Here is a 17599-nt window from a genome sequence, read left to right on the forward strand (position 1 = left end):
CATTCTAATATTTTGGGATAGTATTTGGCAAGCGAAGCCCTGTTTATTATAATCGACCTTGCGGAATACATAAAAAGGCCTTGCGATAATCGCAAGGCCAATACTAACAATGTTGATTCAGAAATTCATCATGCCGCTTCTCCCTGGAGAAGTGCCCATCATGCCCTGTGTGCCGTTCCCGCCATGACAGTTGTCGTACATCTCCTTGATTTGTTCATCCGATAGATCCGGGTGCATTTGTTTCGCATAGGGCAGCATCCGCTCAAAGAAATTTTGGTTCTCCGACTTGCCGGTGCCGTTGTTGTCGATCGTAGCTGCATAAGCGCCTACGGTTCCAATCCCCATTACCAAAACGGCTGCAGTCAATCCAATCCATATTTTTTTCATGTTGTTCATCTCCTTATGAGTCCAATATAAACCTAAATTGTGTAGAAACTATGGAATTAGCCTGACAGTTAATGCCTGTTTTTTTGATCGATAAAGTAATACACCAAACCGATAATCACACTCAAGCTAATCATGGCCATACACAGGGTTCGCATGGATAGTCCGAATTGAAGAAAATGGAGGCCGCGGAATGAGGTTGCCGAAATGATCAAACAAAGCAGCCCCATGCCTATGATTAAGATCGCGAACAACCAATCGCTCTTTTTCATGACGGTTCCCCCGGGTTTTCAGGCTTAAAGGTAATCTCGAACGCAGTTCCAACCCCTACAACGCTAGATACCCGGAGTTCTGCGCCTTGCATTTCAATTAGTTTCTTGGCAATGGCCAACCCTAATCCCGTACCTCCAAATTGCCGGGATCGGGATTTCTCCACTCTGTAGAACCGCTCGAATATATGCGGCAGTTCCGCCTCAGGAATTCCGATTCCGGTATCCTCCACGGTTAAACAAACAGAAGCTGGGCTCCCTGTCAATTCGACGGTTATACTGCCTTTTTCCGTGTATCTGACGGCATTCTCCAATAAATTCAGGAGTGCTTGTTCCATGCGCAAGCCGTCTCCATATATTAGCGGAATGTTATCCCCTATCTTGGTATGCAATTGCAAGCCTTTTTCATTTGCTTTTAACTGGATCTTCCGCTGTGCATTTTCGGCGATTTCCGCAAGATCGATCCATTCCCAAGTTAAATGAATTTGGCCTGCCTCCATTTTAGCCAAGTCAAACAAGTCGTCTACTAAATGTTGCAAACGCAGCGCCTCATCATGGATGATGTCCAAATATTTATCCTTCTCTTCTTCGGTATCATATAGACGATGTTGAACAACTTTGGCGTAACCTTCCAGGTAAGTGATCGGTGTCCGAAGCTCATGGGATATATTCGCAAAAAATTCCTGCCTCGTATCCCGGTATCGCTGAAGATCTTCCGCCAAATGATTAATCGCATCAGCTAGTGACCCGATTTCATCATTCCGGGCAATGCTTAATCGCGTTTCGAAATCGCCAATCGCAATTTTGCGCGTCGCCTCTTTCATTTGCAGCAGAGGTCTTGATAGAGTTTGCGCGATAATCCAGGTAATTCCCACCGCGAGCAGAAATGCTCCTACGCCTGAAAGCAAGAGAACGCTCCGCACCGCGGAAATGGATTCATTTATATGTTTCGTCGAGGATAATACGTAAACCGCCGAATCAATCGTCCGATCGCCCGCATCCTCAATCGGACTTGCCGCGACAAAGTAGCGTTCTCCTTGTCGATCGGTGTGCTCAAGTTGAATCGATTTCCCGGCGAAAAGCAAATTCACGTCGCTGGGACGAATAAATGTCCGGTCGGATAAATCATATTGGCCGGAATGCGCCAACACGTTTCCTTCGTCATCGACATACAAAACGCTAACGTTAGAAAAGTCGGCAAATTTAAGCATCGTTTGTTCCGCCGACGTATCCAGGGACTGACTCATCGCCGTAAAATGGGTAGTAAGCTCTTCTACCTCGGTTCTCATTTCCGAATTGTAAAAGTTACTGAACATCCGGTCTATGGCCAAACCGAGCGAGAGAATGACCCCTGCAAATGCAGCGAGAATGACCAAACCCAGCTTGAATCCGATCCTATTGTTTCTCATGAGCCGTTCCCGGACCCGTTGAACTTGTAACCGACGCCCCACACCGTTTGAACCGGATTATAGGGAAGACCTGCCTTTTGCGTTTTGTCGCGGATATTTTTAATATGCGTATCGACGACACGATATTCTCCTTCATACTCATCGCCCCAGACCAGGTTAACCAATTCTTCCCGGGTGAAAGCCCGCTGTCCACTCTTTGCGAGCACGACCAACAAATCGAATTCTTTCTGCGTAAATTCCGTAGGTTGATCATGAATATAGACTTCCCGACCCTCCGGCAGTATCCGCATGCCGGAAAAATCCATGACCGGTTCTTGTTGGATGACGGAACCCGCAATTGCCGATCTGCGAATGATGGAGTAAACCCTCGCTAGCAATTCTTCCGGTTGAAAGGGCTTGGTTAAATAGTCATCGGCGCCAATGCCAAGACCATGTACGATGTCTTTGGTTTCGGAGCGGGCGGTGAGCATCAGGATCGGAACCTGTTCCCGTTCCCGGATCGCTTTGCATACTTGCCAACCGTCCATGTCGGGAAGCATGATATCTAACAGGATGATGTCAAAGGCATACTTCGAAACCATGGCCAACGCCTCGTTGCCATTGGTTGCCTCCTTCACCTCGAATCCCTCTTTCGTCAAATAGATTCGTAGCAAGTTCCGCATATTCCATTCATCGTCTACCACAAGTACCTGTAGTCTTGACACGCTACCCACCATCCCTTTAACTCTTTACAATCCACTGAAATGCATAGCGCGGGTAATCGCCGCGCAGAAATTCGAGCGAAAATCGAGCGATCGCATACATGATATTATAGCTTAAAAAGAGCACGCCTATAGTTAGCCTGATATTTTCACCTCCCAGACTTCCTTCCTATGTGATGTGAATTGGCTCTAGCGGGACAGCTTCTGAATTTCTTGCTTCATTTGCTCGTTCTGGGCTTTTAGTTCATTCAGTTCTTCCCGAAGCGACGAATCACCTTGCGGATGATGCCCATGTGAGCGGCCATGCGTGCCCTTCATTCCGAACATCATGAAGACCATCATCAGCGGGCAGATCAATACGAGTAGCCAAGACCAATCCATATATATATACCTCCTTCACCATTCCATTTTCTTAATGCACCTATTGTAAAAAGATATTGTGTAGAAATGATGTGGAATGATTGCGAAAACAATGGACTTATAAATAACGGCAATAAGAAAAACACGATTCAAGTGAACCGTGTTTTCGGAGTTGGCGGCAGATTACAAGGATGCTAATGCTAATGGCTCATCCCGGACATGCTGTCATGTCCTTCCCCGGATTGGGAGACGATTTCTAGCATGGAGTCTATTTCCCCTTGGGCTTTCATACTCAAGGAAGCCTCCGAACCGGTCAACCAGGCATGATTATAAGGACCTTCGGTTGGTGACTTGTCATATTTCGGCTGCACGGACATTACATAGGCCATTACCGATTCCGGCATAGCGTCTTTTTTCGTCCACAGTAAAGGAGCGTGTTTGCCTAAATGGGAGAATGGAGCTGCCGTGATAGCCAATTCCGGCGTCTCGTCATTAATAAATGAGAAATTGTGCCCCGGTGTGGTAATTCCCCAGCCGAATCCAGTGCTCTCGTCCTTGTATTTGGCAAAAGCAATCGCATTAGCATAAGGATCTTCGCCAGAAATGCGTACCGTAGTTCCATATTTCTGTAAATTCTTCTCTACATTTGCCGATATGACGGATTCCGGACCGAGAATGTAAATATGAGCTTTTCCGCCCCGGGCTTGCAAGGCGTCTACGGTTTCCTGCGGAATTTCGTCTTTTTTCACGTAGAGCAGCGGCTCCGGCATATGTGCGATCCAGTTTACCGCCGGCATGGTGTATTCCTGGGCATCCATCGATCCGACAATGACGGAAGCCGGGTTTTCGCCGGCAACTTTTGTGTAATAGGCATCGATTGCTTTTGCGAGCGCCGCCGGGTTATCGGCATTAATTTGATCAGTTTTGAGTCCAAGAGCTTTGACCTGATCTTCTATTTTGGGGTCCAATTCGCCGACTAAAAGCGCTTGAACGCCATCGTTTGATTCCACCCCTTTGGGTTGCAGCCTTTTCAATTCATTAACCGTAACCTCAGGTATGCTTTCTCCATCAACAAACAAAATCGGTCCATTGCTCGGATGATGAATCAAGTCCGCGCTCACAACGGCATTCTGCCAGGGGTCCGGTGATGTAAGAATGACGCTCCCGGGACGATTGTCTGCACTTGTGGCCATCCATAAAGATTGAGATACGGTAACGGCTGCTTCGATGGGATTGTCCGAATTAATCCGTGTCGTATTCTTTGATGCAATCCAGGGAGTCACCGTTTGAGTGCCTGCTTCGTCCTTTATAACCGGTTTATTGGCATTTTCGGCTCTGGATTCGTCGTTGTTTCCTGAGTTTGTGCAGGCGGATAAAGCGAAGGCTGCGGTTAATGCAATGACAGCTACTTTAACAGATTTTTTCATGCGTCCCTCCTATGGATCTCGTTGTTTTTATCAGTGTTATTAGATGATATCTATTTTAAACAGCATATTTGTAGAAAGTGTGTAGTTTTGATCAAGAATCCAATTGAAAGATATAAAAAAAGAAGGACATCTCTGCCCTTCTTTTAACTTCTCACTCTTAAGATTTTTGTTAATGTCTTTATAGGATACTATCTCCCCACAGACCGGCGTTTCAAAGTCCGATTGATCTGTTCCGTGCTAAGCGTCATCAACAGCAAGAAAGCTAAGGCGAAGGCCGGAAACAAACCGATGCTCGTCTGGGACGCAATAAGTCCAAACAACGGAGGCAATAGCGTAGTTCCCGTATAAGCCACCGCCATCTGGTAGCCGATCAATTGAGCGGCATTTTCTTTTCCGAACCGGGCCGGCGTTTCATGAATCAGTCCCGGATAGATTGGAGCGAGACCCACACCGATCAAGATGAGTCCCACGAGGTTCATGATGTCCGGTAAAGGAAGCAACAGCACCAGACCTCCGACTAGAGCCGTAAGCTGACCGATGAGGATCAGTGCCCGATTGTTGATTTTCAGCGTTACGAATCCGGTAATGAGCCTTCCTATCGTGATGCCGCCATAGTACATGGATACCCAACCGGCCGCCGTTTCCGCCGAAATGTTTCTGGCTCCGACCAGATAACTGGCTCCCCATAGTCCAACCATGGACTCAAGGCCGCAATAAAATAAAAAAGCGATCAGCGAAAATTTCACGCCTTGTATGCGGATGGGATGAACTCTTCTTTCAGAAGACTGGACGGTATCACCCGAAATTCCGACATCCAAGGCTTCATTTTGTTCCGCTTCCGCTGTAGCTTGATGCAGTTTGGCTACCCGCTTCCATAACGGCAACGTAACCAACAATATAATCACCAATCCGAACTGAATCATCGAAACGGCTGAATAGCCCTCTCTCCATGAATTGCGGTCCGCCATAAAATAAGACATAATCATAGGTCCCATCGTCGCACCGACACCCCAGAAACAATGGAGCCAGCTCATATGGTGAGCTTTGTAATTGGAGGCTACATAATGATTGAGCGCCGCATCCACAGAACCGCCCCCGATCCCCAGAGGGATTGCCAGAACCGCGAGCCAAAACAAGGATGGTGCGAAAGAAAAACCAAACAGGGCCGCTGCAGTCAGAAAGCAGCTGATGAGGGTAATCTTGCCGGTCCCCAGTTTATGGATCAAGCTGCCGCTGGCCAAACTCGATACGATGGTTCCTCCCGCAATGATCATGGAAATAAGTCCGGCGGAACCAAACGGAGCACCGATATCGTGGTGCATGATCGGCCAGGCGGATCCCAGCAACGCATCGGGGATGCCCAAGCTGATGAATGATAAATAGATAATGATCAGGAACCAAGTTGCCATAAGTAATTCTCTTCCCCTTTTTACGCTAAGTATGATAATGATTCAATGATTCTAATTCTTTCTCGTTATCTAAATTCTGAAATGGAAGGTTCCAGTTCTTTCAAGGTCAACCAACGCATCCCCGCTTCAAAATCTTCATGGAACGAGTCCAAAACAATAACCTCTGGATTGGACGGCATGAAGTGTTCGGATTTATAGGCCTCCCAAAAACGGTTCCATGTATCATTATCCATCTGGCTTTGGTACATAACGATTTTATCCGGAGCTAGAATGACGTTGATCATATGAATAATAGTACAAACCACTTCTATAAATTTCTCACTCTCCAAGGGGTACTTCCAGTCCACATCGATCGGCAAATATTTGATTTCTCCCGCCAAACCGTCTTTTCCCCGGACTACTTTCCCATCCGCGTAAATCCCCATACCGGGCGGATAGGATTTGGGAAAATAAACGCCGAGAATGCATTGATTTTCTTTTGTCTCGTTTTGGGCGCAATATCCGGTCAAGGCCGCGTTTACGTCGTTCTCCAATACAACAGGCAATCCGAATCGGGACTGGAGATCTTCGATCATCCGCACGCCTTGGAGCAGTTCGTGACTGGTCACTTTAATTTCACCATCCACGGACTGTCCCGGAATTCCGATCCCGATGACTTTGATCGATGGATGATTTCCGATAATTAAGCTTATCATTTCATAAAACGGCTTATGCTCAAACAGCGGTATGCAGAACTCTTCCCGCCAGAGGACGGTTTCCTGCAAATTTACGACGGTGGCCACCACTACATCATTCCCCTGCTTCTCGTTTAAATAAATGACTAAAGCCAGGCTGAAATCGTAGTTATAGCGATAGGTTAATGCAGGCCTTCCCCCATTGGAAGGGACCGTTTCGTCTTCGGAAAGCTCGCCGATATCCAGCAGTTCTTTAACAAGCGAGGTAATGGTAACTACGCTTAGTCCCGTCAATGAGGCTAACTGGGGTTTGGTTGCAATCCCGGTCTGCTTTATCGCCCGCCTAACCAGATTAATGTTAATCTCTTTCATTAAGTTGCTGCCGGCTTTTTCCATAAGCATCCCCTTACAAAGCATACATAATAAACAAACTTAATAAAGTATATTTATTTATAATGCTACAACAGATTTTTACTGTCAAGCCGGAGATTCTCCGGATAACCATGGTTGTTGTTTAATTTCACTATAAAAAAATGAAGACTTTCCCCAACATCACCAAAGATGTTTTGGAGAAAATCCCCTTTTATGTCTAAACGAATTACTTATCCTCCAGTAACAAGTGCGCTAAATATAACTGGTACGACTAAGGTTGAGACGGAACCAGGATCTTGGTTTTCTACGATCAGTATGTAGTTTTGCGTTCCCGCAGCGACGTTAATATAGACCATTAGCAACATACCATTTTAACTTTTTTTTTGAAATTCCATTCTGTAATCATGAGCGAATTCTTTAACTGTAATCGGTTTTCTGCCCAATAATTGCTCTAACTCTGGGGTCACCTTTTTTGCTAAACCGATTTTCGCGGTAAAATAGATTCCGATCATTACCGTAATAAATACCTTTGGGATACCTTTTGCCTGCATCTTGTCCCTAAATTGAGACATGGATGGATTGATATACCTAATAGGTTCCCCCGTCTCTTTGGATAAAATGTCCGCCACTTCATAATAATCAAGTGCTTGGCTTCCAGTTAAGGAATAAGCTTTATACTCGTGCCCTTGTTCGATCAAGATTTTGGCGGCCACCGCGCCTATGTCCCGAACATCAATGAAACTGGTTTTACCTTTTCCTGCGGGGACAAATATTACCTTTTCGTCACGTAATTCTTCTCCGTGTTGGGAGAACAAGTTCTGCATAAAAAAGCTTGGCCGTAAAAACGTATAAGGAATCCCTGACTTTTTAATAAATTTCTCGATTTTCGAATGAGGAACGACGGGATTTTTTTCAGCGCCTAATAAGGAAAGGAAGACGATATGCTCCACTCCCTCTTCTTTTGCGGCTTTGATGACAGGCAGAAAATACTTTCTGGCATCGGCAAGTTCCGGCGGACGAAGCAAAAACAGCTTTTTGACACCATGTAATGCTGGCCGGAAACTGAGAGGGTCTCTAAAATCAAAATAAATATGTTCTCCTCCCTTCTGTCGGGAGGCTATTTTATAAGATATCCCTTTAAATTCGAGTTCTTTAACAACTTCTCGCCCCACAATACCAGAAGCACCTGTAATTAGAATCATTGAAATCTCTCCTTAGCAATGATCTGCTTCAACACGTTCACGAAAATGGTTCGATCATGTTCGCTTACTTCATTCAGGGCTTCTTCCAAAATATCATCGCTTAGATGTTCTATTTCGTTTACAAGACTTTTTCCGTGGTCCGTCAAAAAGATTAAATTGGATCGTTTATCATCAGGATTCTCTTTCATGAATATATAACCTTTCCGCTTTAACCTCTCAAGAACACCAGTTATCGTCGGCCGATCTGCATAGATTCGCTCCGCTATCTTTGCAGGCATCGTGCCGTCAGGATAGCTTGAAACATCCCTTAATACAGCCCACTGGGAGGCTGTGACATTATAAGGGATTAGTCTGCGGGTAATGGATGTTTTTAATACCATACTTGCCTTCGTTATCAAATAACCTGGATTATCCATTCATGTCTCCAATCATTTAGTTAGTGTATTAACTATGTAGTTAGTATAAAAATTACTTTTGTGAAACACAAGCAAATATTAAAAGAGCCCGCGCACAAACGCGAACCCGGACTTAGCTGCGATATTCCTCTAGGGCGTGCACCAAATCAAATGCATCATTCCGGACATGTGGTGCTCCGCTTTCAGTATTTTCAATGGTGAATCAGCTATCAATCTCATAATGTCCCGGTTTTGATGGCAACCGACAAACCGGTATGCGAGCGGATCAAGTGTTTTCTGAGCGAATGCAATCGCTCCGTTCGAGCTAATGCCATGTTCCAGTAAAAGAATGCGTCCCCCCGGCTTACACCAGCGGCTCATGTTATGAAGCACCTTCATCGGGTCGCGATAAGCACATAAAGAAAGCGTGGAAACGACGGTATCAAAGTCATGCTCATCTAGGAAAAGCGATTCCACATCGCCTTGGATATATTCCATCTTCAAACCGTATTTCGTGTCATTAGCCAGTTTTACCTTTTCAAGCATAGCCGGGCTGAAATCTACAGCCGTTAATTCAATGTCGGAACTATAATAAGGCAAGTTGCTGCCGGCTCCAACCCCAAGCTCCAGCACTTTTCCGCGGGCGGAACTAAGCAAGTGGCGGCGGTGTTCTCCGAGCTCACGCTTTTCCCTTTTTCTGTCGTACATGTTGGCCTGTTTATCGAATTTGTGAATCTGCTTTTCCACTTTCATGTCATCGCTCCTTTTTCTATACTTAATGATATTCTTTTCAAATACTAATTAGTATGTTAAAGCTATAAATTAACCCCGTAAAATATTCTGCGGACAGGTGTACGGGGTACATAAACTTTTATTTGGGGGCCATACCTTGCCATAACACTTTAGCCATGGTTTGGAGCAACCGCCCGGGCTGACAACGGACCGGATCGATCATCCATTCGATGACGACTCCTTTCAGCAATGCATCCACCATGATGCCGAGAGACTGCGGATCAAGATCTTCCGCGATATATCCCTTTTGCTGCATTTGTAATAGAAAAGCTCCTAAAGCTTCCAGGCTTTTGCCGTACATCGCTTGCAGCTTCTCCCGGATTTCCGGCTCCCTGCTAGAGGTGACGAATTCAAAAAACAGGATTGACCCCCCATCCCCGGATTCCAGGCAATCAAACTGGGATTGAAGCCAGACCGTCAAAGCAGCTTCCGGATTAGCAGCTTCCAGCAGGTTCTCGATCTGTACCGGCAGTTGTTGCACCTGTTGCGATAAATTCCGTTCCATGATAGCCAGGAATAAATCCTGCTTACTTGAAAAGTGCCAATATACGGCTCCCTTGGTTAGGCCAGCCTCAGCTGCGACTTTATCCAGGGATGTCGTGGTGTACCCCTGTTCGGCAAAAGTTTTAGCGGCGGCTTCCAAAATCCGGGTACGCGTATCATTCAGCGATTCTTGATTTTCGCGCTGTTTCTCCATCAGCCAGTTTCTCATCCCCTGCTTATCTCCAAAATGACGGCGAACGGCGGTCCAGTGGACACCAGCCAAATGGGCAACCTCCGCAAAGGTGATCTGATCGAAAGGTTTGGTTCCCGCCAATTCCTGCGCGGCTTCCAGGACCTGATTTCTAACGCTCATTTTTTTCTCCCTGCTTATCCAGTTATTTTTAAATACCAACTAGTATGTGAATATAATATTATTTACTTCCGTGAAATGCAAGATGTATTTCCCGTAATCCATCTTGATGAGTATTTCGCATTCTTGCGCTTATATTGCCGAATTGTCAATCAACTCGATTTATTATGTTACACTGGGCACGTCAAAAAAAATCATTTAGGAGATGTGACCAAATATGCATACTGTAATTGAACCAAAAATTCTATATTTCGGTTCTTCCGTTGTACTTATCAGTACGTTGAATGAAGACGGGTCGCCCAATCTGGCGCCCATGTCTTCGGCTTGGTGGCTTAATGAATCCTGCATGCTCGGACTTAGCAGTAAATCGCAGACCGTCCAAAATATGATCCGGGAACGACAGTGCGTTCTTAACTTGCCCTCCCCCGATCTGATTCCCGCGATCGACAAGCTAACCTTGCTGACCGGGCGGAATCCGGTCCCGGATTCCAAGGCAAGACGAGGATATATGTTCGAAAGAGATAAATTCGGAGTCTCGGGACTAACGCCGCTTCCTTCCCATCAGGTACGGGCGCCGCGCGTGGAACAATGTCCTGTCCATTTGGAAGCATCCGTAGTACAATTACATTCATTCGAAGCACCGAGTTCCTTGGTTGCCATCGAAGTACGCATCCAAAAAGTTCATGTTGAGGACAGCTTGCTTATGGAGGGAAACCCCAATCATATCGATCCGTCCAAATGGAATCCGATGATCATGAATTTTTGTCAGTATTTTGGATTAAGCGGGCAGCAGTCAGCGTCTAAATTAGCTCCTGTTTTTGGACTTGGCTCCTCTTGACGGAGCCTTGATCCTGGACTGGACGTAACTTGCCCAGCAAAACCATATTTTGAAGCCGTGGAGTGATCGGATTGAGTATGAAGAACAAAAGTGCATTAATTATCGGTGCAACGGGGCTCATCGGAAACGAACTTTTGCTATTATTATTGCAGTCGGACACTTATGAGCACGTCACCGTGTTGGTTCGTAAACCGGTAGCGATTCAGCATCCGAAGCTTACTCAACTAATGGTAGATTTCAATCAAATGGAAAACTTCGAGGATGCTTTTGCCGTCCATGATGTATTTTGCTGTCTCGGAACAACCATTAAGAAGGCGGGATCGCAGGCGGCGTTCAAATTGGTCGATTTCGATTATCCGCTCAAAGCGGCACAGTTAGCCAAAAAACAAGGCGCACGGCAGTACTTCATCGTATCGGCTATCGGAGCCGACAGTCGGTCCAAGGTATTTTATAGCCGCACAAAAGGTGAAATCGAAGATGCTTTGAGACAGCTCAAATTTCCGTCCTTGCATATATTCCACCCTTCTTTATTGCTGGGAAAAAGAAATGAGTTTCGCCTGGGGGAGAAAGTGGCGGCCCTGCTTAGTCCGGTTTTTTCTCCGCTGATGATGGGATCGTTGAAAAATTATAAGCCGATTCAAGCGAAAGAGGTAGCTCAAGCGATGGTTGCTGTGGCGAAAGGAAATCAAAGCGGCGAATTTATTTATGAATGGACCGAAATGAAGGAGATCGGCAAATAAAAAGGATTGAAGCCTAAACCCTCTCCAACCCTTACTAGGACCTATTATTTTGCCGGCTCCCACTTGCAACGAATCGGAGACGTAATAGCTTCTTCCTGCTTCAGTTCTTTAAACGCCTTGTCGATCTCTTTCCGGTCCAATCCGGAGAGCTGTTCCACTTCACCTGCGCTGACTGGTTTACCGGCTGCTTTCATGGTTTCGAGTACTTGTTCTTTCACACTCACCTGGGTCACCTCCATTCCTGCATTTACCACCAGAATACCAAACATTCGTTCCCGATCCTAGGCTGTTTGAAAAATGTTCATTTTTGTAAGCATATCTTCATCATGCAAGTTTAATATGGGAAGTCATTCCAATTGATCTGCGTCGTTTTATTTTCCGTCCAATCGCTTTTTAGAATTGCGTACCCGATGCAGTCATGGATTTTTCCGTCCTCGGAAGGCCAGGATTGGCGGTGAAATGCTTCTTTCACGAAACCTGCATTATGAAACGTTTTCCGCATGGCATAATTATCAGCGCGAGTATGGCCCTCTAGCCGGATTTTATCATCGTAATTCGAAAATAGGTATTCAACGAGTTTCTTCACCGCTCGTACTCCATTCCCCTGCCCGCGATGCCGCGCACCGATACGGATATCAAACATCGGCGTAGGATCTTCAAGGTCGAAAACCCGAAGCAATCCGATTCTCGCTCCCTTATCATCAACAATCCAGAACGTCTTTTTCTCTTCCGTAGAGTCATACCTTCCCGATAAGATCTGTTCTCGTACTGCCGCTTCAGATAATGTCGAGACACCATGAAATGGCCAGCTCTCCCCGGATAGGAAAGAAACTAACTCCTCTGTTTCATCATAATACAGCTGTAAATTCACAGACATGATCTAACCTCCATTTGCTGTTTGTTCCAATAATTCCGCAATCTAAAACGCCTACCAAGTACAGCTTACTTGATAGGCGCCTCATTGGAATAGCTAATTATAATTCCTTTGTCATAAATACGCTGTTCGGATCCTCAATGTAATCGGCAAACGGAGCGCAATAGGTGAATCCGTATTTTTCATAAAGTTTTTTGGCGGGTTCGAAGGCAGCCATGGATCCCGTCTCTAAACTTAACCGGACATATCCGCGGCGCTTGGCTTCATGTATTAAATGTTCCATCATCGCTCTGGCAACGCCTTTTCTTAAATGAGCAGTAGCCGTTTTCATGGATTTAACCTCGGCGTGTTGACCGTCCAACTCTTTAAGTGCCCCGCAGCCAAGCAGTTCATTCCTTTCCCAGACGCTCCAGAAAGTGATTTCCGGCTTTTTCAGTTTTTCAAGATCCAGCGCATGAATGCTTTCCGGCGGCGAGTGCAATGTCATGCTATGGAGATGCTCCCCGATCAATTGAGCTATTTCCGGTCCGGTTAAATCGTCGACTCTAATATCCAATCCTATCACTCACCATTCTCTGATTTTTTTATCCCTAGTATACGTTCTAATTCTCGTTCGCTCAACGCTACCATGGATTGTCAGAATCCCAATTATTGGTATAGTGGTTATTTCCCTTCCGCAACGGACTTCCGCGGCTGACGTAAGCCTCCGATTTTAAACACAAATATGCCGGCTATGATAACTAACACGCCAACCAGCTGTTTCATAGTAAACGGGACTTGCTGAAGTCCGAACCAGCCTAATGAGTCCCATAATAAAGCGAAAATGAGCTGGGATGTCATCACGATGGACACGGCGTATGTGGGGCCCAGAAGCTTGATCCCGTTGACCATGCAAACGACGACTCCTACGCCGATTATTCCGCTAAACCAAAACCACGGCTGCATATTCTCAAACCCGAACATATTCGTCCCTTCAAAAATCAAACCGAACAGGAAGGATGCCAGAAATCCCAACCCTAATACTAAGGTCGTCGTGGCCCAGGAACTTGCGTGTTCATTCACCTTGCTGTTAAATATATTTTGCAAACCCACCAGACAACCGGCGAGCAGCGCCCAAAAAAGCCCTAATAGCATGGTATTACTCCCCCGTCTCTTATTCGTATATATTATGGCTTGCCAGCGCGTTCAAGCCTTCGCGATTCTTAACGATAATCCCGCTTTTTGTTCGTTCAATAAGGCCTTCCGAGCAAAATTGTAAGAGAATCCGATTCAGATGCCTATAGCTGACCCCAATCAAATTCGCAGCATCCTTCAAACTGGCCGTAGACAATTGCCCATGAAAAAGGGAATCTCCTTCATCGAAGGAAACGGACAATAAGTAGCTCGCCAGACGTACTTCCACAGGATACATCAAATTGAAGCTTAATGAATTGGATTTAATGAAAAATTTATTGGTGATAATTCCGAGTAAAAATTGCAGAAAAGGAACATCGTCCTTCGCGTATTGCCGCAACCAGCGGTAGGGAATGCCAATCATATGAACCGGGGTAACCGCTTCAACGGTATTAATAATCTCCGTATTCTGAACATACTCGATATCCCCAACCACTTCCAGCGGCGTCTTAAACGCGAGAATCAGCGTTTTTCCCTCCACTGAAGTCGTATAGATTTTTATCTTCCCTTTAACGAGCACATAGAAAACCTCGGAAGGCTCGCCTTGGGAGCAAATAAACTCGCCTACATCAAAGCCGTATAGCGTCAGATGGGACTTTAATGGCTCACGGAATACGGAATCCAGCTGAAAAGTCCGCAGATAGGAGTTTAAAAGCTCCTCGTCTTTCATCTCTTTCATAAAATCTTCATCACCCCGTTAACTGTTCATTATGCCCGTAATTTCTCGTTAACTTCATCTATTTGTATAAGTTTAAAATCTTAAAATAATTACGCCCGCGATCATCATTACAATCCCGATAAACTGGGGCAGCTTCATTTTTTGCTTCACCACGCCGAACCAGCCGTTAATGTCGACGAGAAAAGTTAATCCGAGTTGTGCTATCAACAGCGCTGAAATGGTAAACGTAACCCCGGTTTGCTGAATCGCCGTAACGTTGCCGAAAATGATGATCGCCGCCAAAGCCCCGCCTGTCAAATATAACGGCTTCACTTGTTTGAATTGCTGCCCTTTGCCTTTGCCCTCACGGACAAACATCAGAATCAGCAAAGCCGTAACGAACCCGGTCATTTGGGTAACCGCCGCCGCCTGCCAAGTACCGATGTCCTGGCTGATCCGGGAATTCGCCACACCCTGAAGCGTAATAAATGCTCCGGCCAAAAACGCGAATATCAATCCTCTCATATCTGTCTCTCTCCTCCACAAAAACTGTTCCTACTAATTAAAAGGTATCCTCAAGTTTTTGGGAAGGACATATGTCCTCGGCTAGCATAAAAAAACATGACACATATCGTGTCATGCTTCATCGGCAAGTATTTATTATTCAGCCGGCACTACTTCGCTATCAGGGGTTAAACTTGTAAACGGAACACTCTCGTCTTCATTGGAAATTTCTTTAATATATACCACTTCTTCTTCCTGAGAGAAACTCAGAAACTCGTCCAATACCAGAAGATTTTCGACCTTTAGTTTGCCCTCCGCCGTAATACTCAGGGATCCGAATTCACCGTCATAAACCAATCCGTCGAATGCGGGACTGTTTACGAGAACGATTTCCACATCCTGAAAAAAGACAACCTGGCTTCCTGTCGATTCGCCGACAATCCGCAAAGGTACATAGACGCTACCGTCTTTTGAGAAAGGTGCTGCTTGAAGTGCTTTCTTTTGTCCATTGACATAAGCAGTCTTGCTTCCAATCGTGAACGTAACTTTTAAATTGCTTTTTGTTCCGGTAACCTGATTGGTTTTGGAATTATAATTGATTGCCAATCCAAGCTCATTGAATAGTTCGCGAAACGGCACGAAAGTGATTTTATTTTTGACTACAGCATTTCCTTGCAATGGTTTGCCGTCTACCACCACGTCAAGCTTTCCCAGAAATGCCGACGCTGCCGGCGGCATAGCGGACACGGCCACCAATACTACAAATAAGACCAATACTAATTTTTTCAACACGATTCCCTCCAATTTTACTATCACATAATGCGTTATGTACCCTCGCCAAATTCCGCTTGTTCTCGTCCCCCATTTCCACATTTTACATTAACAATACCAAACATTCGTTCGTTATCCCAGTCAAATTATTCAAAATTCATATTTATTTAATAAATAGAGTTAAGGGGCAGTTACGTCCACACTCCAGCTACACACTGGCAATATTTTGATGAATCAAATCACCTTACTTGCAAAATGCAAATTATTAGGTTATAACTGATTTATGAGGTGAATTTAATGGAAAATGCTCGCGAACTGTTTCAAATCATGTCGCGCCGTTTTGGCTTACTAAACAAAAATTGCTGTTCCGTCGGAGATTGTGACGTTTCGCTGGTTCAAAGCCATATTTTATACGAAATAGGCCGGCAGCATAAGCCTTCCATGCAGGAGGTTGCGGAAACGCTAGGCACCGATATTACGACATTCAGCCGTCAAGTCCAGTCTCTCGTGAAGATGAATCTGGTACGGAAGACCCCTGACGCCAATGACCGGCGGATTTTTACCCTCTCACTGACGACGGAAGGCAAATTCGTCGCCGGTTCCATCGATGAACAAATGAACAGTTATCTGGCTGATGTTTTTTCGCAAATGACCGACTTTGAGAAAGAAACCGTCCTCCGCTCGGTCCGGCTGTTTAATGAGGCGATGGGGAAATCCGACAAATGCTGCAACCCTGTTTCCGGGTGAGTTTCACCCTATTCATACTTGCAAATTACAATTATTGATCATGGAAGTCATCCGATGAACAACAACTTTGATCCACAAAACAACCTTAATGGGAGCGATGAAAATGAACGAAACGAATAACGATGCCATTCGCAAAAATGTCCGGGAGCGTTACAAGGAAATCGCCCTGCTCGATCTGCAGGGGTCGGATCTAGAAGGAGCTGCCTGTTCCGCAGACGGCTGCTGCAGTATGGCTCCTCCCTCCTTCGATGCCGTTTCTTCCCAATTGGGATATTCCAATGAGGAATTGTCGGCCGCACCCGAAGGAGCAAATCTGGGGCTCGGTTGCGGGAATCCGCAGGCCATTGCGGCATTAAAACCCGGAGAGGTTGTCCTCGATTTGGGCAGCGGGGCCGGATTCGATTGTTTCCTGGCAGCCAGCCAGGTCGGCGAAACGGGACAAGTAATCGGGGTCGATATGACGCCCGAGATGGTCAGCCGCGCCCGGGGGAATGCGGTCAAAGGCGATTATACAAATGCGGAGTTCCGTTTGGGAGAGATCGAACATCTTCCGGTGGCGGATGCAACCGTAAACGTCATTATCTCGAACTGCGTAATCAATCTGTCCCCGGACAAACCGCAGGTGTTTCATGAAGCCTATCGTGTCCTCAAGCCGGGCGGGCGGCTCGCCATCTCGGATGTCATCACCACGGCCGAGCTTCCGGCCGAGATTAAAAACGATCTTAATGAGCTCTATTCCGGCTGTATTTCAGGTGCGTCATCGGCTGCGGAAATCACGGAAATGCTGGCCCGAAGCGGATTTTCCGACATTTCGATCGAGCCGAAGGATGAATCTGTGTCGTTCATTAAAGATTGGGTTCCCGGCGCAAACGTGGAAAATTACATTGTCTCTGCGGTAATTCAAGCAGTCAAAGGCTGACTACTTGTTCTCTCGGCTCAAAAAGCAGCGCCTCCAAGGAAAGAGGCGCTGCTTTTCGGTATTTGCTGCAAATATACAGGAATATGGAGACCACCCCCGCTTGTATAAGCGAATTCCTGCAAAAATAC

The 17599-nt window shown here is 45.9% G+C and carries 23 protein-coding genes; 4 read left to right on the forward strand and 19 right to left on the reverse strand.

The window, feature by feature from the left end; genetic code table 11:
* Positions 1 to 117: 117 nt before the first annotated feature.
* From ACLB09_RS06260 to ACLB09_RS06315, 12 genes are all read right to left on the reverse strand, one after another.
* Positions 118 to 387 (reverse strand): FAD/FMN-containing dehydrogenase, encoded by a 270-nt coding sequence (locus ACLB09_RS06260; protein WP_410768889.1) that lies wholly within the window; start codon positions 385 to 387, stop codon positions 118 to 120.
* A 68-nt stretch (positions 388 to 455) separates the two neighbouring features.
* Positions 456 to 656 carry a hypothetical protein gene (locus tag ACLB09_RS06265; RefSeq protein ID WP_410768890.1) on the reverse strand — a complete coding sequence of 67 codons (201 nt, stop codon included), beginning with the start codon at positions 654 to 656 and terminating at the stop codon, positions 456 to 458.
* On the reverse strand, positions 653 to 2062 hold the full coding sequence (locus ACLB09_RS06270) for a sensor histidine kinase (RefSeq protein ID WP_410768891.1): 1410 nt from the start codon (positions 2060 to 2062) through the stop codon (positions 653 to 655). Before ACLB09_RS06270 ends, ACLB09_RS06265 begins: the two co-directional genes overlap by 4 nt.
* On the reverse strand, positions 2059 to 2778 hold the full coding sequence (locus ACLB09_RS06275) for a response regulator transcription factor (RefSeq protein WP_410768892.1): 720 nt from the start codon (positions 2776 to 2778) through the stop codon (positions 2059 to 2061). The genes ACLB09_RS06270 and ACLB09_RS06275 overlap by 4 nt, the downstream gene beginning before the upstream one ends.
* A gap of 174 nt (positions 2779 to 2952) precedes the next feature.
* Positions 2953 to 3144 (reverse strand): hypothetical protein, encoded by a 192-nt coding sequence (locus ACLB09_RS06280; RefSeq protein WP_410768893.1) that lies wholly within the window; start codon positions 3142 to 3144, stop codon positions 2953 to 2955.
* Positions 3145 to 3323: 179 nt separating this feature from the next.
* Positions 3324 to 4550, reverse strand: a complete 1227-nt coding sequence (locus ACLB09_RS06285) for a cell wall-binding repeat-containing protein (protein ID WP_410768894.1) — start codon at positions 4548 to 4550, stop codon at positions 3324 to 3326.
* A gap of 188 nt (positions 4551 to 4738) precedes the next feature.
* A complete protein-coding gene (locus ACLB09_RS06290; protein WP_410768895.1) occupies positions 4739 to 5959 on the reverse strand; it encodes an MFS transporter in 1221 nt (406 codons plus the stop codon).
* Between the two features lie 65 nt (positions 5960 to 6024).
* Positions 6025 to 7029, reverse strand: coding sequence for an ROK family protein (locus ACLB09_RS06295; protein WP_410768896.1), 1005 nt, complete (start codon positions 7027 to 7029; stop codon positions 6025 to 6027).
* A 347-nt stretch (positions 7030 to 7376) separates the two neighbouring features.
* The gene (locus tag ACLB09_RS06300) at positions 7377 to 8207 is read right to left on the reverse strand and encodes an SDR family oxidoreductase (RefSeq protein ID WP_410768897.1); all 831 of its coding nucleotides are present in this window, start codon (positions 8205 to 8207) and stop codon (positions 7377 to 7379) included.
* Positions 8204 to 8623 carry a MarR family winged helix-turn-helix transcriptional regulator gene (locus tag ACLB09_RS06305; protein WP_410768898.1) on the reverse strand — a complete coding sequence of 140 codons (420 nt, stop codon included), beginning with the start codon at positions 8621 to 8623 and terminating at the stop codon, positions 8204 to 8206. The genes ACLB09_RS06300 and ACLB09_RS06305 overlap by 4 nt, the downstream gene beginning before the upstream one ends.
* A gap of 129 nt (positions 8624 to 8752) precedes the next feature.
* Positions 8753 to 9355: a class I SAM-dependent methyltransferase gene (locus tag ACLB09_RS06310; RefSeq protein ID WP_410768899.1), complete on the reverse strand. Its 603-nt coding sequence runs from the start codon at positions 9353 to 9355 to the stop codon at positions 8753 to 8755.
* 118 nt (positions 9356 to 9473) lie between these two features.
* Positions 9474 to 10250, reverse strand: a complete 777-nt coding sequence (locus ACLB09_RS06315) for a TetR family transcriptional regulator (RefSeq protein WP_410768900.1) — start codon at positions 10248 to 10250, stop codon at positions 9474 to 9476.
* A 214-nt stretch (positions 10251 to 10464) separates the two neighbouring features.
* Between ACLB09_RS06315 and ACLB09_RS06320 the strand changes: the two genes are divergently transcribed.
* Both ACLB09_RS06320 and ACLB09_RS06325 read left to right on the forward strand, forming a co-directional pair.
* Entirely contained in the window at positions 10465 to 11085 is a 621-nt protein-coding gene (locus ACLB09_RS06320; RefSeq protein WP_410768901.1) for a flavin reductase family protein, read from the forward strand.
* Between the two features lie 77 nt (positions 11086 to 11162).
* Positions 11163 to 11825 (forward strand): oxidoreductase, encoded by a 663-nt coding sequence (locus tag ACLB09_RS06325; RefSeq protein WP_410769017.1) that lies wholly within the window; start codon positions 11163 to 11165, stop codon positions 11823 to 11825.
* 44 nt (positions 11826 to 11869) lie between these two features.
* On the opposite strand, the gene ACLB09_RS06330 is transcribed toward ACLB09_RS06325, so the two are convergent.
* The 7 genes from ACLB09_RS06330 to ACLB09_RS06360 form a co-directional block, all read right to left on the reverse strand.
* The gene (locus tag ACLB09_RS06330; RefSeq protein ID WP_114495822.1) at positions 11870 to 12049 is read right to left on the reverse strand and encodes a transcriptional regulator; all 180 of its coding nucleotides are present in this window, start codon (positions 12047 to 12049) and stop codon (positions 11870 to 11872) included.
* A 110-nt stretch (positions 12050 to 12159) separates the two neighbouring features.
* Positions 12160 to 12702 (reverse strand): GNAT family N-acetyltransferase, encoded by a 543-nt coding sequence (locus ACLB09_RS06335; RefSeq protein ID WP_410768902.1) that lies wholly within the window; start codon positions 12700 to 12702, stop codon positions 12160 to 12162.
* A gap of 97 nt (positions 12703 to 12799) precedes the next feature.
* A complete protein-coding gene (locus ACLB09_RS06340; protein WP_410768904.1) occupies positions 12800 to 13255 on the reverse strand; it encodes a GNAT family N-acetyltransferase in 456 nt (151 codons plus the stop codon).
* Between the two features lie 107 nt (positions 13256 to 13362).
* Positions 13363 to 13833, reverse strand: coding sequence for a DMT family transporter (locus ACLB09_RS06345; protein ID WP_410768905.1), 471 nt, complete (start codon positions 13831 to 13833; stop codon positions 13363 to 13365).
* A gap of 19 nt (positions 13834 to 13852) precedes the next feature.
* The gene (locus tag ACLB09_RS06350; protein WP_410768906.1) at positions 13853 to 14551 is read right to left on the reverse strand and encodes a Crp/Fnr family transcriptional regulator; all 699 of its coding nucleotides are present in this window, start codon (positions 14549 to 14551) and stop codon (positions 13853 to 13855) included.
* A gap of 72 nt (positions 14552 to 14623) precedes the next feature.
* Entirely contained in the window at positions 14624 to 15055 is a 432-nt protein-coding gene (locus ACLB09_RS06355; RefSeq protein WP_410768907.1) for a DMT family transporter, read from the reverse strand.
* A 135-nt stretch (positions 15056 to 15190) separates the two neighbouring features.
* Positions 15191 to 15826, reverse strand: coding sequence for a copper amine oxidase N-terminal domain-containing protein (locus tag ACLB09_RS06360; protein ID WP_410768908.1), 636 nt, complete (start codon positions 15824 to 15826; stop codon positions 15191 to 15193).
* 276 nt (positions 15827 to 16102) lie between these two features.
* Between ACLB09_RS06360 and ACLB09_RS06365 the strand changes: the two genes are divergently transcribed.
* Entirely contained in the window at positions 16103 to 16552 is a 450-nt protein-coding gene (locus ACLB09_RS06365) for a MarR family winged helix-turn-helix transcriptional regulator (RefSeq protein WP_410768909.1), read from the forward strand.
* 103 nt (positions 16553 to 16655) lie between these two features.
* Positions 16656 to 17471, forward strand: a complete 816-nt coding sequence (locus ACLB09_RS06370; RefSeq protein ID WP_410768910.1) for an arsenite methyltransferase — start codon at positions 16656 to 16658, stop codon at positions 17469 to 17471.
* The last annotated feature ends 128 nt before the right edge of the window (positions 17472 to 17599 follow it).

Source organism: Fontibacillus forbon (assembly GCF_046559655.1).
GTDB lineage: Bacteria > Bacillota > Bacilli > Paenibacillales > Paenibacillaceae > Fontibacillus.